Source organism: Sulfitobacter sediminilitoris (genome assembly GCF_010667575.1).
GTDB classification, from domain to species: Bacteria; Pseudomonadota; Alphaproteobacteria; order Rhodobacterales; family Rhodobacteraceae; genus Sulfitobacter; species Sulfitobacter sediminilitoris.
Genome location: NZ_JAABNT010000026.1, coordinates 1 through 17,210, shown reverse-complemented (window position 1 = coordinate 17,210; position 17,210 = coordinate 1). Strand labels below are relative to the sequence as shown.

Genomic DNA, 17,210 nt, shown 5'->3' with positions numbered 1-17,210 from the left:
GTAAGACCCCTGCCCCACAACGACTTTGGGCAAGCCTGACCTTAATACCCCATCGCGCAGCCGTCCTTGCGCGGGTCAGACCCGGCAATCAGCACGCCAGCGTCGTGGTCGATCTCGATAATCTGGCCACCGCCATGGGGCACCTTGGTCCAATCGACAGGATGTCCCTTGGCCTTGAGCCCGTCATAGACCTCCTGCCCCAGTGTCGGCTCCAGCTCAATCGTGCCGTCAGGACGCCAGAACAGCCGCGCACTGTCGAGCGCCTCCTGCGGGTCCATGCCGAAATCGACCATGTTGGTGATCACGTGAGCATGCCCCGTAGGCTGGTACTGGCCGCCCATCACACCAAAGCAATAGCGCGGCTTGTCGCCCTGCATCGCCATTGCAGGGATAATCGTGTGCAGCGGCCGCTTGCCGCCTTCGATGGTGTTGGGGTGCCCCGGCTTGACACGGAAGCCCGCGCCCCGGTTTTGCAGGATGATCCCGGTCTTTTCCGTAACGATGCCCGACCCGAACCCCTTGAAGATCGAGTTGATCAGCGACACCGCCATGCCGTCCCGGTCCACGCAGGACAGATAGATCGTGTCGCTGGTGAAATTCGGATCGGTCGAGGGCAGGTCTTCGTTGCGCTTTGCCGGGTCAATCGTCGCTGCCAGACCCTTGGCCCAGGCCTTGTCGATCAGGGCTTCAGCCGCAACACCCATGGTCGTCGGATCACCGATGTGCGCGTCCCGGATGGCATAGCCGATGCGCGCTGCCTCCATCTCCAGATGCAACCGCTCCGCGCCGTGCGGCTCAAGCCCTTTCAGTTCGAACCGCTCCAGCAGGTTCAGGATCACCTGCGCGATGATCCCGGTTCCGTTCGGAGGCAGCTCGGCCAGCTCGATCCCGCGATAGCCAGCCGTGACCGGCGTGCAAGGGTCCGCCGAAACCCCCGCCAGATCTTCTTCGGTCATCACGCCGCCGCGCTGTTTCAACTCGGCCACGATGTCAGCAGCCACCGCCCCTTCATAGAACCCCTTGGCGCCTTCCTTGGCGATCACTTTCAGCGTCGCCGCCAGCGCAGGCAGCTTGTGGATGGTGCCCATCCGGGGCGCGCGCCCGTCTACCAGATAATGCTGTCCTCCGGCCCCTTGAGAGGTCAGCTTGGCCACACATTCCTGCCAATCGGACCAGACCCGTGGATAAACAACGAAACCGGCTTCAGCGGCCTCAATGGCGGGCTTCAGGGCTTCTTCCAGCCCCATCGTGCCATGGGACGCCAAAAGGCTCTCCCAGGACTTCACAACACCCGGAACGGTCACCGCATGAGGGCTCAGGTCATCCATCTCGGACCAGCCCTGCCCCACCAGCATTTCTGTCGACAGTGCCGCTGCCGCCCGACCGGATGAATTCAACCCATAAAGCGGTTTGCCCGGCTGATGGATCAGTGCAAACCCATCCCCGCCAATCGCTGTCATCGAAGGCTCAACCACAGCCAGCACCGCAGCCGCCGTGACGGCTGCGTCAACAGCATTGCCGCCCCGCTTCAGAACATCCAATCCGGCCTGCGTGGCCAGCGGATGTGAGGTCGCCAACGCGCCGTTGGCAGCATAAATCGGGGATCGCTTGGGGTCGTGAAAATCGCGCATATGTTGGTCCTTTGTCTTGATTGGCCGGAACCTAGCGCTTCTGAAACGTAATGACATGTAGAAAAATGCAGGGTCGCCTGATTGTTCTGTTTGCTATCCGAGATCGGCCAAACAAGACGTGCAGTACAGTCCCTGTTGGCGTGATTGCAAAGGAAACGGTCGGAAAAACCGGTGCCAAATTCCCGAATGCGCGCAATAGTAGGCCGGTCAGATCACTTTCGGATAAACCTGAGCATTTTGTTCTTCAGCTGTGTGAAAGATTTGCGTGCATGAAAAAACTGGGCCTTGATGCTACGGATATTCGTATCCTCAGTGCTGTTCAGCAGTACGGGCAATTGAGCAAGACAAGGCTGGCAGAGTACGTGAACCTTTCGCCCACGCCTTGCTGGGCGCGCCTCGAACTGCTCAAGGCCGCTGGCTACATCCGCGGCTATCATGCCGCGCTGGCGCTAGAGCGCATCATTGATTTCACGCAGGTCATTGTGACCGTATCGCTGACGCATCATCGCAAGTCAGATTTCGACCGTTTTGAGGCCCATATCCTCAGCCTTGACGAGGTCACTGATTGCATCGCCACTGGCGGTGGCATGGACTATGTGATGAAGGCCACAACGCCCAGCCTCGCCGCGTTTCAGGCGCTGATGGAGGAGATGCTCTCAAGCGATCTCGCGATTGACCGCTACATGACATACATCGCGACTCGTCAAATCAAATCAAGCCAGCCTAACCTTGCCAAGTTGGTCGCAAAGAGCGGAAAATGATGCTCTGAGACTGAACGGCCTAAAAGGGGCTGAATAATCGGACTGATCGGGCTGAAAAGCACGCATTCCAAGACCGACACTTCCAAATTTTTCAAACTATATCATCGCCAAGGTTCAACACGTGATTGGCCCGCTGGGCCACCTGCTGAGAGGGCGAAAATGACACAGGCAGACGACTTCGGTTTTGGCACACAGATCCGTAAATCACCTTATTTCGACGCCACAGTACGTTGGGGAGCGAAAGGTTTTTCTGTTTATAATCATATGTATATCCCACGCGACTTTGGTGACCCAGAACAAAACCTCTGGAACCTCGTGAATGAGGCCATCCTTTGCGATGTGGCGGTAGAGAGACAGGTTGAGATCATAGGTCCGGACGCAGCTGAATTCGTACAGATGCTGACACCGCGCGATCTGTCGAAAATGGCCGTTGGCCAGTGCAAGTACATCCTGATCACAAATGCCGATGGCGGCATCCTGAATGATCCAATTCTGCTGCGCCTTGCCGAAAACCACTTCTGGATCTCACTGGCCGACAGCGACATCCTGCTTTGGGCACAGGGGGTGGCCGTACACTCCGGACTGGACGTGCAGATATCCGAGCCCGATGTTTCCCCACTCCAACTGCAGGGGCCGAAATCGGGCCTTATCATGCAAGAACTCTTCGGCGAAGAGATCATGGAACTCAAGTATTACTGGCTCCGCGAAGTCGAGCTTGATGGAATTCCGCTCATCATCTCCCGCACGGGCTGGTCAAGCGAGCTGGGATATGAACTTTACCTGCGCGACAGCGCGTATGGTGACGTTCTGTGGGAGCGGATCATGGCCTCTGGCATGCACCATGGTCTGAAGCCGGGCCACACCTCTTCAATTCGCCGGATCGAAGGAGGCATGCTTTCCTATCATGCCGACGCCGACATAAACACCAACCCTTATGAGCTGGGTTTTGACCGTCTCGTTAACCTTGACATGGAGGCCGAATTTATCGGGAAAGCCGCGCTGCGCCGCATCAAGGAAGAGGGCCCACAACGCAAGCAAATCGGCCTGATTATTGATTGCGAACCACTCAAGGGCCCAAATACGACGTTCTGGACCATCAACCAGGGCGGCGCGGCGATTGGCAAGGTGACATCGGCGGTATATTCTCCGCGCCTCAAGCAGAACATCGCGTTGGCGATGGTCTCGGTCGAGTACGCAAACATCGGCGCCGAGGTCGAGGTCGTGACAAGCTCCGGTCCGACGCGCGCCACTGTTGTGGAGCGCCCGTTCTACGATCCAAAGAAAAAGATTGCCGCTGCCTAAGCGCAAAGGACGAGGGGCTTAAACATGTCCGACCTTTCGATCGCCCTGCATTGGCAGCGTGCTGAGCCGGTTTTGCAACCGGGAAAGTTCTCGAACGAACATATCGTTCAGTACAACAGCACACATGATGTCCAAGTAGACTCCGCCCCAGATTGGGGCGGTGATCCTTCCAACACCAACCCCGATCAGGCACTGGCGTCTGCCCTGTCGAGTTGCCACATGATGACCTTTCTCGCGCTTTGCGCCAAGGCAGGTTGGCCCGTGGCAAGCTATCATGACTATGCCGAAGCCCGTCTGGGAAAGAACGCCAAGGGGCAGATGTCGGTCACGCGGATTGACCTCAATCCGGTGGTGCGGTTTGACACCGGCTTTTCCGTGGACGAGGCGCAGATGGCCGAGATCCAGGACCGCGCGCACCGTTATTGTTTCATCGCGAACACCTTGGCGGAGAGCGTCGAAATCAACATTTGCTAAGCCGCTGAACAAACAGCGCCTTGCAACAAGGTGACTTTGTACTGCGTGATCTGAGCGATGAAGGCATTCTGCGCCTGACACCTCATCACGTCTCGCTGCGTGAACGTTTTTCCCGTCCGCGCATGCTGCAGTCCAAAGCCGGCACCTGCCAGCAATATTCAGACGTTCGCCCAATCCGCCAGCGCCTGCGACAGCCGTTCAAGCCCGTCTTTCAGGTTGACCGCCGCACCGCCACCGACGCCAAGGCGGATATGGCCCGGCTGTTCATAGGCGCTGCCGGGCAGCAGAAATGTGCGATAGGGGTCGGCCAGCAGGAACTTTGCAAAGGCATCGCTGTCGACCCCGGCAGGCAAGCGCCCCAGACCAATCAGACCGGCACGCGGGGGCACCCATGACAGCCCCTCTTGCGCCGCGACCCATGTGTTCATCTCGGCAAGGTTTGCGGCACCTTCGGTGCGGGCCTGCGCCATAGCAAGGGCATAGCGGTCCGGTCGCAGCGCGATCTCGGCAATGACTTCTCCCATGATGTTCATGATCTCGGATGAGTTTTCCCGCAGGATCACCGCGTCCATCACCAGATCAGGGTCCGGGCAGATCAGCCAACCGGTGCGCAGGCCTTGCAGCCCCAGCGCCTTGCTGACCGATCCTGTGGTAATCCCGCGTGCGTACATGCCCGCGACGGACGGCGCGCGCGGGCCGTCCCATTCGAGACCCGCATAAACTTCATCCACCAGCAGCCATGCGCCCACCCGGTCCGCGATGCGCACCAGCTCTGCCACCTCTTCCTGTGACAGCAGATCACCGGTCGGATTGTTGGGGTTGGTGATGAAAATCAGCTTGGTTTTGTCAGTGACTGCGTCGGCAACCCGGTCCAACGGCAGGTGCCAGCCGTCGCTTTCCTGCCGCGTCACCTTGACGATCTTCGCGCCAATGGCCTTGGCCAGAACCTCGGCCTGCGGCCAACCCGGCGTTTCGATCACGATCTCATCACCGGGCTGAAGCAACTGCATGATCGCCAGATAATTTGCTTCGGCCGCGCCGGCGGTGATCAGTACATCTTCTTGCGCACAAGTGCCTGTCAGCCCGGCCTGCGCCAGCACGTGATCGCGCAGCTCTGGCAAACCGCGAAAATCGCGGTTGTTCCAGTCTAACGACTGGTTCGGGTCCAGATCGGCAAGGTAATCCCCAAGCACAGGCGAGCCGGACAGCGAGAACCCGACAATCGCCTCGGGGGCTGCATCTGTCGTTTCAAGAAGATATTGAAACAACGTGTGTATCTTGACTTTCATGGCCCGCCCTTCCCCAATGCGCCCATGAAAAACCAGATCATGCTTGAGGGCAAACCGAAACGTCTGGCCGTGCTGGATTACGGCCTATTCGAAGTTCACGCAGGGCCGCGCACCATTGGCATTTGCGGCTTTGTCGTTCAGACGGACGCAGGTGAGGTCGTGCTGATCGACACCGGCTTTCCAGAGAAATACGCCCGCGATGCCGAGGCCGCGACAGCAGAGGATGAGCTGGGCAGTTTCGGGCGGGTATTGTCGGTGACACCGGACAACATGCCGGGGCCACAGCTGGCCAAGCTGGGGCTGGCCAAGACGGACGTCACGCTGATGATCCAGAGCCACACCCATATCGACCACGTGGGCGACATGGCAGGCTATCCGCAGGCGCCGATCCTGATCTCAGCCGATGAACGCGCCCTGCCCCGCCCGCTCTATTGGTCAGGCAAACAGGCGATGGAATGGCCCGAAAGGGAGTATGTGCTGGTGTCGGAAGACACTTCGATTGGTGAGGGATTCGAGGTGCTGCATTGTCCGGGTCACGCGCCGGGGCAACTGGCCTTCATGGTGCGGCTACCGCAAACGGGTTGGGTCCTGCTGACCTCTGACGCGATCAGCCGCGCATCAGAGATTGACGAGAAATTCGCAGGGTCCTGGGACGTGGATCAGGCGATTTATCACGGGGACAGGCTTATGAAACTGGCGGACAAACGCGACGCTTTTGTGATCTTCGGCCATTCGCCCGAGCAATGGCCGAACCTGAAGAAAGCACCTGAGTGGTTTGACTGAGCAATTCTCAGAAAAGAAATCTGATGCGCCTCAATAGCCCTGAAAAAGAAGATCAAGAGCGCGGGTGAATCTGTCGCCCTCGGCCGCGTAATCTCCGACCGGCACTGTCAAACCCTGTGCGGGCACCGCGGACAAGAAATGCGTCAACACGACATGGGCCACTCCGCCGACCTTGATCACGGGATTCAATTCTGTTGCGGCGCCGTCGAATGCTGTCTCGGCCACGACAGGGGCCACGATGCGGGTGTTATAATGCGACAGGAAATCGGTCTGGTGATCGAGAAGGTATTCCCCCTCTTCCGATCCGGCATAAAGATGAAACCTAGACATTGAACATACGGTATTTCGCCAGCGGCAAGCCGTGCTTGTCTACCCATTGATTGTTCGCCTCGATCGCTTCGCGGTTCTCTTCCAGCCAGGCCTGGGCCTTGGCTTTGCGCACCGCGTCCGACACACCCTGCTCCGCCGCTTGAGACACATTCACCCCCAGTGCACGCGCATCTTTCAGCAATTCCTGATCCAGCGACAGATTGGTCGCTTTCTTCTTGCCCGATCCCTGAACGCCCATGATGCACCTCCACAATGCGCATACCTTATGCGCATCACCTTATCACATTCCTAACGCACGTCACGGCCCTGGTTCAGGATGATCACGTTCCCGCTTGATATGTCCCCCGCTGGCGAGAGCAGGAAACCGACCCAATCGGCGATCTCGCTTGCCTGCATCGCGCGACCGTGGGGCATCTGGGCAATCGCCTTGGCCAATACGTCCTCGGTCAGCACGCCGAAAAGCGGCGTTTCCGTCATCGCCGGCGCGATAGAGTTGACCGAGATCTTTTCGCTGGCGTACCGCCGCGCCAGATCCTTGGTCAGATTGTCCAGCGCCGCCTTGGAGGCGCGGTAATGCGGCGGATCGAACACATCGAAATTATACGCCCCGTTGGACGAGATATTGACGATCTTGCGCACCCCGTCACGCCCCTGCATCAGCTTGATCGCCGCCTGGCAACAGTGAAACGCCGCGCCGAAGTTCAGCGCCATCTGACGGTCAAACTCATCCTCGGGGATGTCGGGGAATTCGGACATGAAACAGGTGCCCGCGTTGTTGACCAGCGCGTCGACCCCGCCCAGCATCTGCTCGATATCCGCAAAGGCGGATTTGATCGCCGCCGGGTCCATCAGGTCCACGACCATCGCCGCAAATCCGTCTTGCGCCATCTCGGTCAGCCCATCGGCATCCACGTCGAAACCCACCACGGCCCAGCCATCAGCCAAAAGCCGTGTCACAATCGCGCGTCCCATGCCGCCCGCCGCACCTGTCACCACTGCAACCTTGCCCATCACTCCCCCTTTTCCTGTGGCCTTTCAATCCCGGCCACGTTACGGATTTATATGTATCTGCACATAAATTCGCACGCAAGGAAAGCCCATGCCCATCCGCCCTGCCCGCCGCATCACTGAGACCAGCCCAAAGAATTTCGGCATGTTCGCCAAGGCGGTGGGAATGGAAGGCGACCTTATTCATCTTGAGCTTGGCATGCCGGCCGAGGACACGCCACAGCATATCAAGGACGCGACCATCGCGGCCCTTCAGGCGGGCCATGTGCATTATTCCGACCTGCAAGGCATTCCCGAACTGCGCAGCGCCATCGCGGACAAGCTGCGGCGTCAGAACGATATGGACGTCAGCCCCGAAGAGGTGATCGTGACCAATGGTCTCACGCAGGCGTCCTTTGCCGCCTTCATGGCCTTTCTGGACGAGGGTGATGAATGCCTCTTGCTGGCCCCCTATTATCCGCAGCACATCGGCAAGGCGGAACTGGCGGGTGCGCGTGTCACCATCGCGCCGCTGGATGCCGCCAACAATTTCACCATCACCCGCGACCTGATCGCGCCGCATATCACCGACCGGACCCGTGCGATTGCATTGATCAACCCCTGCAACCCGACCGGCCGCGTCTATACGCGCGATGAGCTACAGGAGCTGGCCGATCTTGCGCAGGAACACGACCTGCTGGTGCTGGCAGACGAGGTCTACGAAGAAATCACCTATGACGGCGCACAGCATATCTCCATCGCCGCCCTGCCCGGCATGAAGGAACGCACGATCACCATGTGCGCCTTTACCAAGGCCTATGCGATGGACGGCTGGCGGCTGGGATATATCGCTGCCGATGCCGCGCTGATCGGGCCGATGATGAAGATCACGACGAACGAAGTGACCCATGTGAACACTTTCGTTCAACATGGGGCACTGGCCGCGCTGACAGGCGATCCGGCGGTGCTTGCGGGCATGGTCGCGCGGGACAGGGCGCGGCGTGATCTGGTGGTGGCACGGCTCAACCAGATGCCGGGCGTGACCTGCGCCCCGGTCGAGGGCACGATCTATGCCTTTCCCGATATCTCCGCGACGGGCCTTTCAGCACAGGATTGCGCAGACCGTCTGTTGTCAGAGACAGGTGTGGTGGTCGAGGCAGGCAGCTTCTATGGCGATGCCGGAGAAGGACATCTGCGCGTGTGCTTCGGTTGTGCTGATCTTGAGGTGCTGGAGGACGCGATGGACCGGATGCAGCGGTTCTTCAACAGCCTCTGAGACCAGACAAGCGGCGCACCTCCCCCCTGCCCGTTTCAGACGTAGGTGCGCAGCGCCTCGAACAGCCGCTCCACATGCCGCATCTCTGTCACCGCGCCGGGCGAGACCCGTAGAATACGGCCCCTCGCATCGACGTGAATCTGCCGCTCGCGCAATCCATTTACCACTTTGACCGGGTCCGCATCCGAAGGCAGTTCCAGCATGACGGAGCCGCCGCGCCGTCCCTCGTCCAGCGGGGTGGCAATACGCATCCCCACCCTGCCCGCCTGCGCCATGACCTCCGCCGTCAGGGCGCGGTTCTGCGCCAGCAGCCCCTCTTGTCCCGCGTGCCATTTCAGCGCAGGAACCGACCCGACGCAGGCCAGCACCGAGGGCGTGCCGTGTTCGAACCGCCGCGCATCGGGTGCGTATTCGAACGCGTCCAGATCCCATGAAAACGGGTTGTCCTGAGAGAACCAGCCACGCAGTTCCGGCTTCACCTCTGCGATCAGATCGGGACGCATCTGAATGATGCCCGCGCCCGGCGTACCGCAAAGCCATTTCAATGTGGTCGAGACAACGAAATCCGCAGGCGTATCGGCGACAGAAAACGGGATGATCCCGATACCTTGGGTCAGGTCCACCCCAACCAGCGATCCCATGGCGTGCCCATGCGCCACCAGCGCATCCAGATCGCAGCGGTGCGAAGAGGTCGAGGTCACGAAGGTCAGCAGTGCCAGTCCGACACTTTCGTCCCAAGCCACGATCATATCCTCATCACGGACCCAGAAATCCCCCTGCCGGATCGGCACCGTCTCAAGCGTATACCCCAGGCGCTGTTGCATGCCGTTCAGCAGGAAATGCAGCGACGGAAAGCAATCAGCGGCGATCAGAACTTTCTTGCCCCGCAGCCTCTCTGGCGGAAGCCCACCGAGGATGGAGAAGAGGGCAGTCGTGACATTCTCGGCGCTGGTCAGCGATCTATCGGGCGCATCGATCAGATCGCGCCACAGATCCAGAAACTCTGCGCGCGCGGTCAGAACCTTGGGCCACTGGGCATCATCCATGGCACCCCAGACCTCAGAGAACGCGGACAAGGCCCCTGCCATATCATCGGCCTTGCCGGGATAAAGGCCGATGGAATGATACAGGAAATAGGCAGGATCGGTGGTCATATCAGTCTCTAAATGGGGTGATTTTCAGCATAGGTCTTGAAGAACGCCAGATAGGCGCGGTCCGGATCACGCGCAGCAGGCTTGCCCGCTGCCCAGGCCCGCCACTCCCCTTCGACAAAGTAAATGTCGTATCCCGGAAAACGCAGTTTCGCGGTCTCATAGGTTTCAGCCCTAAGTGCGGCCCCCTTCGCCTCAAGCCACTCCGGCCGGGGCCTTGCCTTTTCCGCCACCCGTGCCGCGCGCCCGACCTTGGAAAATTGCAGCTCCCGCTCGGCCTCCGCCTCGCCGCCCGCATCCTTACGCCACCAGCGCAGCTCCACATGGGTCACTCGGCGCCCGGTTTTGATTGGCGCAACCTCGACGATGAAATCAGAAAGCGCTGATACTTCCTCGACCGCCGGATCAATCGCGCGCAGCTTGAGGTTCGACCAGGAGGTCAGCTTGCCCTTGGGCACGCCCAGCACGCCGCGCATATCCTCCAAGGAAAATTTCTCGGAGGACCGCCAGCGCAGGTTGCCACGCTTCTGCACCATCTCATACAATGTCAGCGCGTATTTCGATGACAGCGCGAACATCACCTCGCGCTGCAGCCGCGCGAACACCGTGCTGTCCTTGATGATCCGTCGCAGGCGCTGCGGGATCTCGTATTCCAGCAGCCCGTCGCGACGCACCGTTTCGACGTTGCCACCCAGCAGTTGCACCCGTTCAATCGCCGGTTCTCCGTCGCGCACGACCTGGACCTTGACGATCGAGGCCATCAACCGCTCGATCGAGGCCCCTACCCTGTCGTTGGAATTATGGCTGCCCCGCAGGTCCGATTTCGCGATGACATGCGTGACCGGCTTTTCAATCGCGTCCCAGGCATTTTCCAGCAGCTGATTGTAGATCCGCCTGTCGGCCAGCGTCAGCGGCGTGACCTCGATCAGGTCCACCAGTTCGCCGGGTTTGACCAGCGTCTGCGCGTTGGGCCGCGCATCGACCGTGCGATAGGCTTTGCTCATCTGCCCTTGCCTTACGTGCAAAACTTACTTTTGTTTCTCTTGAGGTGTAAGCTATCAACCTGCCGGGTCCGCGTCTATCACCCAATTTGTAAGGTAAGATTCTGCGGCTCCTGCCCGTTCCGATTCGCAAACCCTTGTTCTGCGGGGGTATATTACCACGTCAGCGCCCCCTCGGGGGAGCCACCCCAAACGTAAGGTTTAGGCCCTCTCCCCGAACGTATGACAAACCGTCCCGGCATGTAAGCCACAACCTCCCCACCCGTAAGCCAAACCACCCCGAAAGGTAAGCATTAGGCACTGTTTCACCATGGAAACAAAGGGGTTCGTCACCCTGAACAAAGAACAATTAGAATCCTGAACCAAAAGGGGGTTTCTTTTTGGGATTATTCCAGTGTTCCGGGCTGAAACCAGTACGCCCTCGCACCTACCCACTGGCAAATCTTACATCTGGGGTGACAGGGGCATTTCTCGTGTGCTTTTATCAGATACGCACCGTGAAAATGAAAACTCCCGTCGCCGGACCTCAATTTCCGACTTTTTCACCCCTGCTCGAAAAACTTCACACTTGAGTGCCTTGCCCGAACAGTTCATGATTCGCACAAAACATAACACGAAAGCAGCACATGCAGGATCCTGTTCTCCCCCCGGTCACCCTGACAGAACTTGGCAATCTCAGCGACCGCGCCAGCACCGTGATCGAGCGTCTGCGCGAACGCATCTACGCACCCGGTATCGCCAAGACCCTTGATTTGCGGTTCAACGTGCGCAAGGCCGCCGAAATGGTCGGGCGCAGCGACAAGCTGATCCGCGATGCCGAAGCCGATGGCCGCCTGCCGGAGCCCGAGAAGGACCCCGACACAGGCCGCCGGACCGGCTATTCGCTGGCACAGGTCAATACCATGCGCGAGGTGTTTGGCACCCTGCCCCACCGCGCCGCCGATGACCCCGCGATGGTCCTTGCGATCCAGAACTTCAAAGGGGGTGTCGGCAAATCAACAATGGTGTGCCACCTTGCGCAATACCTCGCCCTCAAGGGCTACCGTGTGTGCGTCATCGACTGCGATTCACAGGCCAGCACGACGTCGATGTTCGGGCTGAACCCGGACGTTGACGTGGATGAGGACGACGACACGCTCTATCCCTTCTTCCGTCACGGCGGCCCCGCAACACTTCACTACGCCCTGCGCGCCACCTATTGGCCCGGCATTGCGCTGATCCCCGCCAACCTTGGACTTTACGACGCAGAATACGAATTTGCCGCCCGCATGGCGCGCGACAGCAGCTTTGTCCTCGACCGACTTCGCACAGGAATAGAGTCTATCAAGGACAATTTCGACGTGATCCTGATGGATCCGCCCCCTGCCCTTGGCATGCTTTCGCTGTCCGTATTGCGCGCCTCGAACGCGCTTGTGATCCCCGCCCCGCCCAACAACATCGACTTTGGCTCAACCGCGCATTTCCTCAAGATGATGGGTGCGACGCTGGAGGAACTCGCCCGCGCGGGCGGTGCGCGTGATTATGCCTTCGTTAAGATCTTGGCCACCAAGATGAACGACGGAAAGTCGGCGCATCAGGCGATCAAGCGGATGATGGACGCGGTTTTCCCCATGGATATGATGACCGCCGTGCTGAAGGATTCCGCCGAGATCGACAATGCTGCCGCGAACCTGTCCACCGTTTATGAACTGACGGGGCCCGCAACCCGGACCGATACGCACAAACGCTGCCGCGCCTATCTTGATGCGGTGAATGGCGAAATCGAGCTGTTGATCCGCAAGACCTGGCCCAGCCACCACAGCGCCTTGCGCAAGGAGGGACTGCTATGAGCAAGAAACATGATGCGATTTTCGATGATGTGCTCAGCGGCTTGGATAAGTCCGCCGCATCGGGTGAAAGGACGGGCGCGCGGTTCCTCAAGCGCTCCACCGCGATCGGCGAGAGGATAAGCGGCGAACGGCAGGAAAAGACCCTGCATCTGGTGGACCCGGCCCGCTGCCGCATGTGGGAACGCCACAACCGCGATTACGCCCTGCTGACCGAGGAAAACTGCCGCGACCTGATCGACGGGATCAAGGCGCAGGGCCAGCAGGAGTTTCCGGCCATCGTGCGCCGTCTGGAAGGCGAAGAGCACGAGTTCGAGGTGATCTGCGGCGCACGGCGTCATTTCGCGGTCAGCTGGCTGCGTGCCAACAACTACCCGCAGTTCCGCTATCTGGTCGAGGTGCGCGACCTGACGGACGAGGAAGCCTTTCGGCTGGCGGATATCGAGAACCGCGACCGCGAGGACATATCCGACTATGAACGCGCGGTGGATTATGCAGAGGCGATCAAGCTCTATTATGGTGGGGCGCAAAAGGCGATGGCCGAACGGCTGGAGGTCAGCCCGCCGTGGCTGTCGCGCTATCTGACGCTGGCGAAAATGCCCGAAGAAATCCTGAACGCCTTTGCCAGCAAACGCGACATCCGCGAACGGCATGCCCGCGCGTTAAAGCCGTTGCTTGGCAATCCGGAACAGGCGCAAGCCATTCTGGAAGAGGCGGCGTTCCTGGCCAGGACCCAGCAGAAGGCGGCAAAAGGGCAGGGCGGTTATGTCGAGGTGGCCGAGGTGTTTCGACGTCTCAAAGCGGCAGCAAAGCCAAAGGCCAAGGCACCCAAAGTTGCTGCTGGAAAGCTTTTTGTGCGGTCCAAAGGCGAGCGGGGCATCATGGTGAAAAAGCAGGGCAAGCAGATCAGCATGGCGTTTGATGCTGATCTGTCCGAGGCCTCCCTGCGGGGGGCTTTTGAAAACTACCTAAAAGCCCGAAAATCATAAAATTGCCCATGGGCAATTTCCAAATACATCAAATCTTTCAATACCTTGCCAAATAGCAGGGCAAACCTCCCGTCTTCATCTTTCCAATACAATTCAATTTCCACGACTGCCCCAGGACCATCGCCGAAAAATACCTTACCCCCTGAAAAAAAACGAAAAATCAGAAATTGCCCATGGGCAATTCACCGCCAGTCCTGATAGGGGTCGGGCAGGGGGATCGCGGCCAGAAGATCGCGGGTATAGTCAGCTTGCGGCGCATCGAACAGGGCACCGGTTTCCGCCTCTTCGACGATCAAGCCGTGATGCAGGACCAGAACGCGGTTGCACAGGCGCCGGATCACGGACAGGTCATGGCTGATAAAGGCCAACGTCAGCCCCAGTTCGCGCACCAGCTCGCCCAGCAGGTTCAGTACCTGCGCCTGACTTGAGACATCAAGGCCCGACACGATCTCATCCGCGAGGATGAAGTCAGGGCGCAGCGCGATGGCCCGCGCGATGCCGACCCGTTGGCGCTGACCACCTGACAATTCATGCGGGTAGCGCTGCGCGAACGTGCGCGGCAGGCCGACCATATCCAGCGCTTTATCCACGCGGGCCGTCAGGTTGTCCAAACCGTGCAGCCGTAAAGGCCCGGCGATGATTCCACCGACCCGGCGGCGGGGGTTCAGTGATGACATCGGGTCCTGAAAGATCATCTGGAACCGCTGGCGCAGGTGGCGCAACTGATCTTCCAGCAGATGGGTGATGTCGGTCCCGTCAAATCTGATTGACCCGCTGTCGGGTTCGATCAGCCGCAGCATCGCCCGCCCCAACGTGGATTTGCCTGAGCCGGAGCCGCCTACGATGCCAAGGATCGCACCCTTGGGCACGTCAAAGGACAGGCCCTTCAACACCTCGATCCGGGGCGCGGCACCCAGCAGGGGCTTATGTGCCATGTCCGGAAAGGACAGGCGCAGATCGCGGATTTCGTACATCATTGGCCAGCCCTCACATCGTGCAAACGCACCTCTTCCTCCACCGCCGATATGACGGTCTCAGGTACGGGCGTCAGGCTTCCCGTCGGGTCCGTATAGGTGGGCGTCGCGGCCAGCAGGGCGCGGGAATAGGGGTGGATGGGCCGCATGAAAAAGCGGTGCATCCGCGCGTCTTCGACTACCTTGCCAGCATATAGAACCGACAGCGTATCACAGACCTTCGAGACAACGCCGAGGTCATGCGTCACGAACAGCAGCGCGGTACCGTGGCGCGTCTGCATTTCATTGATCAGGCGCAGGATCTGTTTTTGGACGGTCACGTCCAGCGCCGTCGTTGGCTCATCCGCGATGATCAGCTTGGGTTCTGCGGCAAAGGCCGAGGCAATCAGGATGCGTTGGCGCATGCCGCCTGACAGCTCGTGCGGGTAGCTCCGCATGACACGTACTGGGTCGGGGATATGCACCTCGTCCAGCAGCTCCAGCGCGCGCGCCTGCGCCTCTGCCTTGGTCCAGCCAAGAATATCGACCAACCGCCGGGTGATTTGCGGGCCGATGCGTTTGCTGGGGTTCAGCGCCGTCAGCGGGTCCTGCGGGATCAGCGCGGCGGTCGCGCCGATGCGGCGACGCCGTTCCGCAGGCGGCAGGGTCAGCAGGTCAGTACCGTCCAGCCAGATCTCACCGCCGGTGACTTCAAGCGCGCGGGGCAGGGTGCCCAGCACCGCCTTGCCGATCATGCTTTTCCCCGCACCGGATTCGCCCACCAGCCCGTGCACCTGTCCGGCCGCGACATCCAGCGAGACAGAGCGCAGGATCACCGGCCCGTTCTTTACACGGACGTTCAGGTTGCGGATCGACAGATAGCTTTTCATCGCAGCACCGGATCAAAGCGGTCTTTCAACCCTTCGCCCAGTTGGCTGAAGCTGAGGACCGTCAGAAAGAGGGTGATCAGGGGAAAGACCAGTACCCACCACGCCTGATGCACGCTTGTGCGTCCCTCGGCAATCATTCCGCCCCATGTGGGACTATCTGTCGAAATAGAGAGGTTCACAAAGCTCAGGATTGCCTCGACGATCACCGCGATCCCCATCTCCAACGTCAGCAGGGCCACGATGGTGGGCAGGACATTGGGCAGGATCTCTGTTAGCATCGTGCCAAACCGCGTGCGACCCGCGACTTGGGCCGATGCGACGTAGTCCATTGCGCCCTGGCTCATGGCTTCGGCCCGAATGACGCGGGCAAAGCGGGTCCAGTCGATGACGACGATGGCGATGATGATCGACATGAGCCCCGGACCCAGCACCGCAATCAGCAGGATCGCGAAAAGCACCGGGGGAAAGGCCATCCAGATATCGACAAAGCGCGAGATTACCCGGTCCGTCCAGCCGCGATAATAGCCCGCCATCAGCCCCAACGTGGCCCCGATGATGCAGGTCAGTGTCCCGGCCACCAGCGCCACGATCAGCGCCAGCCGTGCCCCATAAAGAATGCGGCTCAGCACGTCGCGGCCAAGGGAGTCGGTGCCCAGCAAATACCCCGGCTCTGCCCCGGCCATCCAGAAGGGGGGCATCCGGCCCAGGAACAGATCCTGCATCAGCGGATCCTTGGGGGCAATGAGCGGCGCAGAGACGGCGGCCAGCACCAGAAGCGTCAGCCACCCCCCTGACAGCCACAGGCGCAGGCCAATGGGCCGTTTGACGTCTCCCCGCGCGTCACGCATGGCGCAGCCGCGGGTTAAGGACGACGTACAGCATGTCGACGACAAGGTTCACGATGGTGAACAAGAGCGCAAAGAGGATCACGATGCCCTGAATCAGCGGCAGGTCGCGGTTGATCACCGCATCAATCGCCATGTTGCCCAGTCCCTCGTAAGAAAACAGCCGTTCGATGATGACGGTCCCGCCAATCAGAAACGTGAACTGCACACCAATCAGGGTCAGCGTCGGCAGGATCGCATTGGGCAGCGCTTCTAGGGTGATCACGTGGTTCTCGCCGTATCCCTTGGTGCGGGCGAGGGTGACGTAATCAAGGTGCATCGTCTCTTTCAGAGACTGTTTCAGCAGTTGCGCAATGATCGCCGCCAGCGGGATCGCCAGCGCCAGCGCGGGCATAAGCATATGCCCGATCAGGTCCGCGATAACGTCGAAACGCAGGCGCAAGATTGCTTCGAACAGGTAGAAGTTCGTGGAAAAGTCGATGTTTAGCGACGGAGAGATGCGGCCGGAGATGTGAAAGACCGGCCAGAGCACCCCAAAAAGTAAGATTAAGACAAGACCCCAGAGGAAATCGGGGATCGACAGCGCCATCCCGGCGGTCACGTCAACTGCTCCTTCGGTCTTGGTGTCGCGGTAAAGCGTGCCCATCAGGGCCAATGCGCCACCGATGATGACGGCGATGACAAGCGCGACGATGGACAGCTCCAGCGTGGCGGGCAGGCGG

The 17,210-nt window shown here is 59.8% G+C and carries 18 protein-coding genes; 7 read left to right on the top strand and 11 right to left on the bottom strand.

Going from position 1 to position 17,210, the window contains the following annotated elements; translation table 11 throughout:
• Nucleotides 1-41: 41 nt before the first annotated feature.
• Nucleotides 42-1,631 (bottom strand): gamma-glutamyltransferase, encoded by a 1,590-nt coding sequence (gene ggt, locus GV827_RS21230; protein ID WP_164355956.1) that lies wholly within the window; start codon nt 1,629-1,631, stop codon nt 42-44.
• 269 nt (nt 1,632-1,900) lie between these two features.
• On the opposite strand from ggt, the gene GV827_RS21225 reads away from it, so the two are divergent.
• The 3 genes from GV827_RS21225 (at nt 1,901) to GV827_RS21215 (ending at nt 4,168) form a co-directional block, all read left to right on the top strand.
• Nucleotides 1,901-2,392 (top strand): Lrp/AsnC family transcriptional regulator, encoded by a 492-nt coding sequence (locus tag GV827_RS21225; protein WP_164355954.1) that lies wholly within the window; start codon nt 1,901-1,903, stop codon nt 2,390-2,392.
• Nucleotides 2,393-2,551: 159 nt separating this feature from the next.
• The gene (locus GV827_RS21220) at nt 2,552-3,694 is read left to right on the top strand and encodes a glycine cleavage T C-terminal barrel domain-containing protein (RefSeq protein ID WP_164355951.1); all 1,143 of its coding nucleotides are present in this window, start codon (nt 2,552-2,554) and stop codon (nt 3,692-3,694) included.
• 24 nt (nt 3,695-3,718) lie between these two features.
• A complete protein-coding gene (locus GV827_RS21215; RefSeq protein ID WP_164355949.1) occupies nt 3,719-4,168 on the top strand; it encodes an OsmC family protein in 450 nt (149 codons plus the stop codon).
• 158 nt (nt 4,169-4,326) lie between these two features.
• Here the strand turns inward: GV827_RS21215 and GV827_RS21210 are convergent, their stop codons facing one another.
• Entirely contained in the window at nt 4,327-5,457 is a 1,131-nt protein-coding gene (locus GV827_RS21210; protein WP_164355948.1) for a pyridoxal phosphate-dependent aminotransferase, read from the bottom strand.
• A gap of 24 nt (nt 5,458-5,481) precedes the next feature.
• On the opposite strand from GV827_RS21210, the gene GV827_RS21205 reads away from it, so the two are divergent.
• Nucleotides 5,482-6,240 carry an MBL fold metallo-hydrolase gene (locus tag GV827_RS21205; RefSeq protein ID WP_164355946.1) on the top strand — a complete coding sequence of 253 codons (759 nt, stop codon included), beginning with the start codon at nt 5,482-5,484 and terminating at the stop codon, nt 6,238-6,240.
• A 30-nt stretch (nt 6,241-6,270) separates the two neighbouring features.
• On the opposite strand, the gene GV827_RS21200 is transcribed toward GV827_RS21205, so the two are convergent.
• From GV827_RS21200 to GV827_RS21190, 3 genes are read right to left on the bottom strand one after another with little or no spacing between them, the layout of a single operon-like run.
• Nucleotides 6,271-6,570 carry a CcdB family protein gene (locus GV827_RS21200; protein ID WP_164355944.1) on the bottom strand — a complete coding sequence of 100 codons (300 nt, stop codon included), beginning with the start codon at nt 6,568-6,570 and terminating at the stop codon, nt 6,271-6,273.
• On the bottom strand, nt 6,563-6,808 hold the full coding sequence (locus GV827_RS21195) for a type II toxin-antitoxin system CcdA family antitoxin (protein WP_164355942.1): 246 nt from the start codon (nt 6,806-6,808) through the stop codon (nt 6,563-6,565). Before GV827_RS21195 ends, GV827_RS21200 begins: the two co-directional genes overlap by 8 nt.
• Before the next feature lie 50 nt (nt 6,809-6,858).
• Nucleotides 6,859-7,581, bottom strand: coding sequence for an SDR family NAD(P)-dependent oxidoreductase (locus GV827_RS21190; protein ID WP_164355927.1), 723 nt, complete (start codon nt 7,579-7,581; stop codon nt 6,859-6,861).
• Between the two features lie 88 nt (nt 7,582-7,669).
• On the opposite strand from GV827_RS21190, the gene GV827_RS21185 reads away from it, so the two are divergent.
• Nucleotides 7,670-8,833 carry a pyridoxal phosphate-dependent aminotransferase gene (locus GV827_RS21185; protein WP_164355925.1) on the top strand — a complete coding sequence of 388 codons (1,164 nt, stop codon included), beginning with the start codon at nt 7,670-7,672 and terminating at the stop codon, nt 8,831-8,833.
• A gap of 35 nt (nt 8,834-8,868) precedes the next feature.
• On the opposite strand, the gene GV827_RS21180 is transcribed toward GV827_RS21185, so the two are convergent.
• Together GV827_RS21180 and GV827_RS21175 are read right to left on the bottom strand one after the other, a co-directional pair.
• Nucleotides 8,869-9,987: an aminotransferase class V-fold PLP-dependent enzyme gene (locus tag GV827_RS21180; RefSeq protein ID WP_164355923.1), complete on the bottom strand. Its 1,119-nt coding sequence runs from the start codon at nt 9,985-9,987 to the stop codon at nt 8,869-8,871.
• A gap of 8 nt (nt 9,988-9,995) precedes the next feature.
• A complete protein-coding gene (locus tag GV827_RS21175; protein WP_164355922.1) occupies nt 9,996-10,988 on the bottom strand; it encodes a replication initiation protein in 993 nt (330 codons plus the stop codon).
• A gap of 623 nt (nt 10,989-11,611) precedes the next feature.
• Between GV827_RS21175 and GV827_RS21170 the strand changes: the two genes are divergently transcribed.
• Both GV827_RS21170 and GV827_RS21165 read left to right on the top strand, forming a co-directional pair.
• Nucleotides 11,612-12,814 (top strand): AAA family ATPase, encoded by a 1,203-nt coding sequence (locus tag GV827_RS21170; RefSeq protein ID WP_164355920.1) that lies wholly within the window; start codon nt 11,612-11,614, stop codon nt 12,812-12,814.
• Nucleotides 12,811-13,800 (top strand): ParB/RepB/Spo0J family partition protein, encoded by a 990-nt coding sequence (locus GV827_RS21165; protein ID WP_164355918.1) that lies wholly within the window; start codon nt 12,811-12,813, stop codon nt 13,798-13,800. The genes GV827_RS21170 and GV827_RS21165 overlap by 4 nt, the downstream gene beginning before the upstream one ends.
• 182 nt (nt 13,801-13,982) lie before the next feature.
• Here the strand turns inward: GV827_RS21165 and GV827_RS21160 are convergent, their stop codons facing one another.
• The 4 genes from GV827_RS21160 to GV827_RS21145 form a co-directional block, all read right to left on the bottom strand.
• Complete coding sequence (locus GV827_RS21160) at nt 13,983-14,777, bottom strand: ATP-binding cassette domain-containing protein (RefSeq protein ID WP_164355916.1); 795 nt, start codon at nt 14,775-14,777, stop codon at nt 13,983-13,985.
• Nucleotides 14,774-15,643: an ABC transporter ATP-binding protein gene (locus tag GV827_RS21155; RefSeq protein ID WP_164355914.1), complete on the bottom strand. Its 870-nt coding sequence runs from the start codon at nt 15,641-15,643 to the stop codon at nt 14,774-14,776. The genes GV827_RS21160 and GV827_RS21155 overlap by 4 nt, the downstream gene beginning before the upstream one ends.
• Nucleotides 15,640-16,491 carry an ABC transporter permease gene (locus GV827_RS21150; protein ID WP_164355912.1) on the bottom strand — a complete coding sequence of 284 codons (852 nt, stop codon included), beginning with the start codon at nt 16,489-16,491 and terminating at the stop codon, nt 15,640-15,642. Before GV827_RS21150 ends, GV827_RS21155 begins: the two co-directional genes overlap by 4 nt.
• The coding region (locus tag GV827_RS21145) for an ABC transporter permease (protein WP_164355910.1) at nt 16,484-17,210 on the bottom strand (727 nt) is incomplete at its 5' end. The genes GV827_RS21150 and GV827_RS21145, both read right to left, overlap by 8 nt.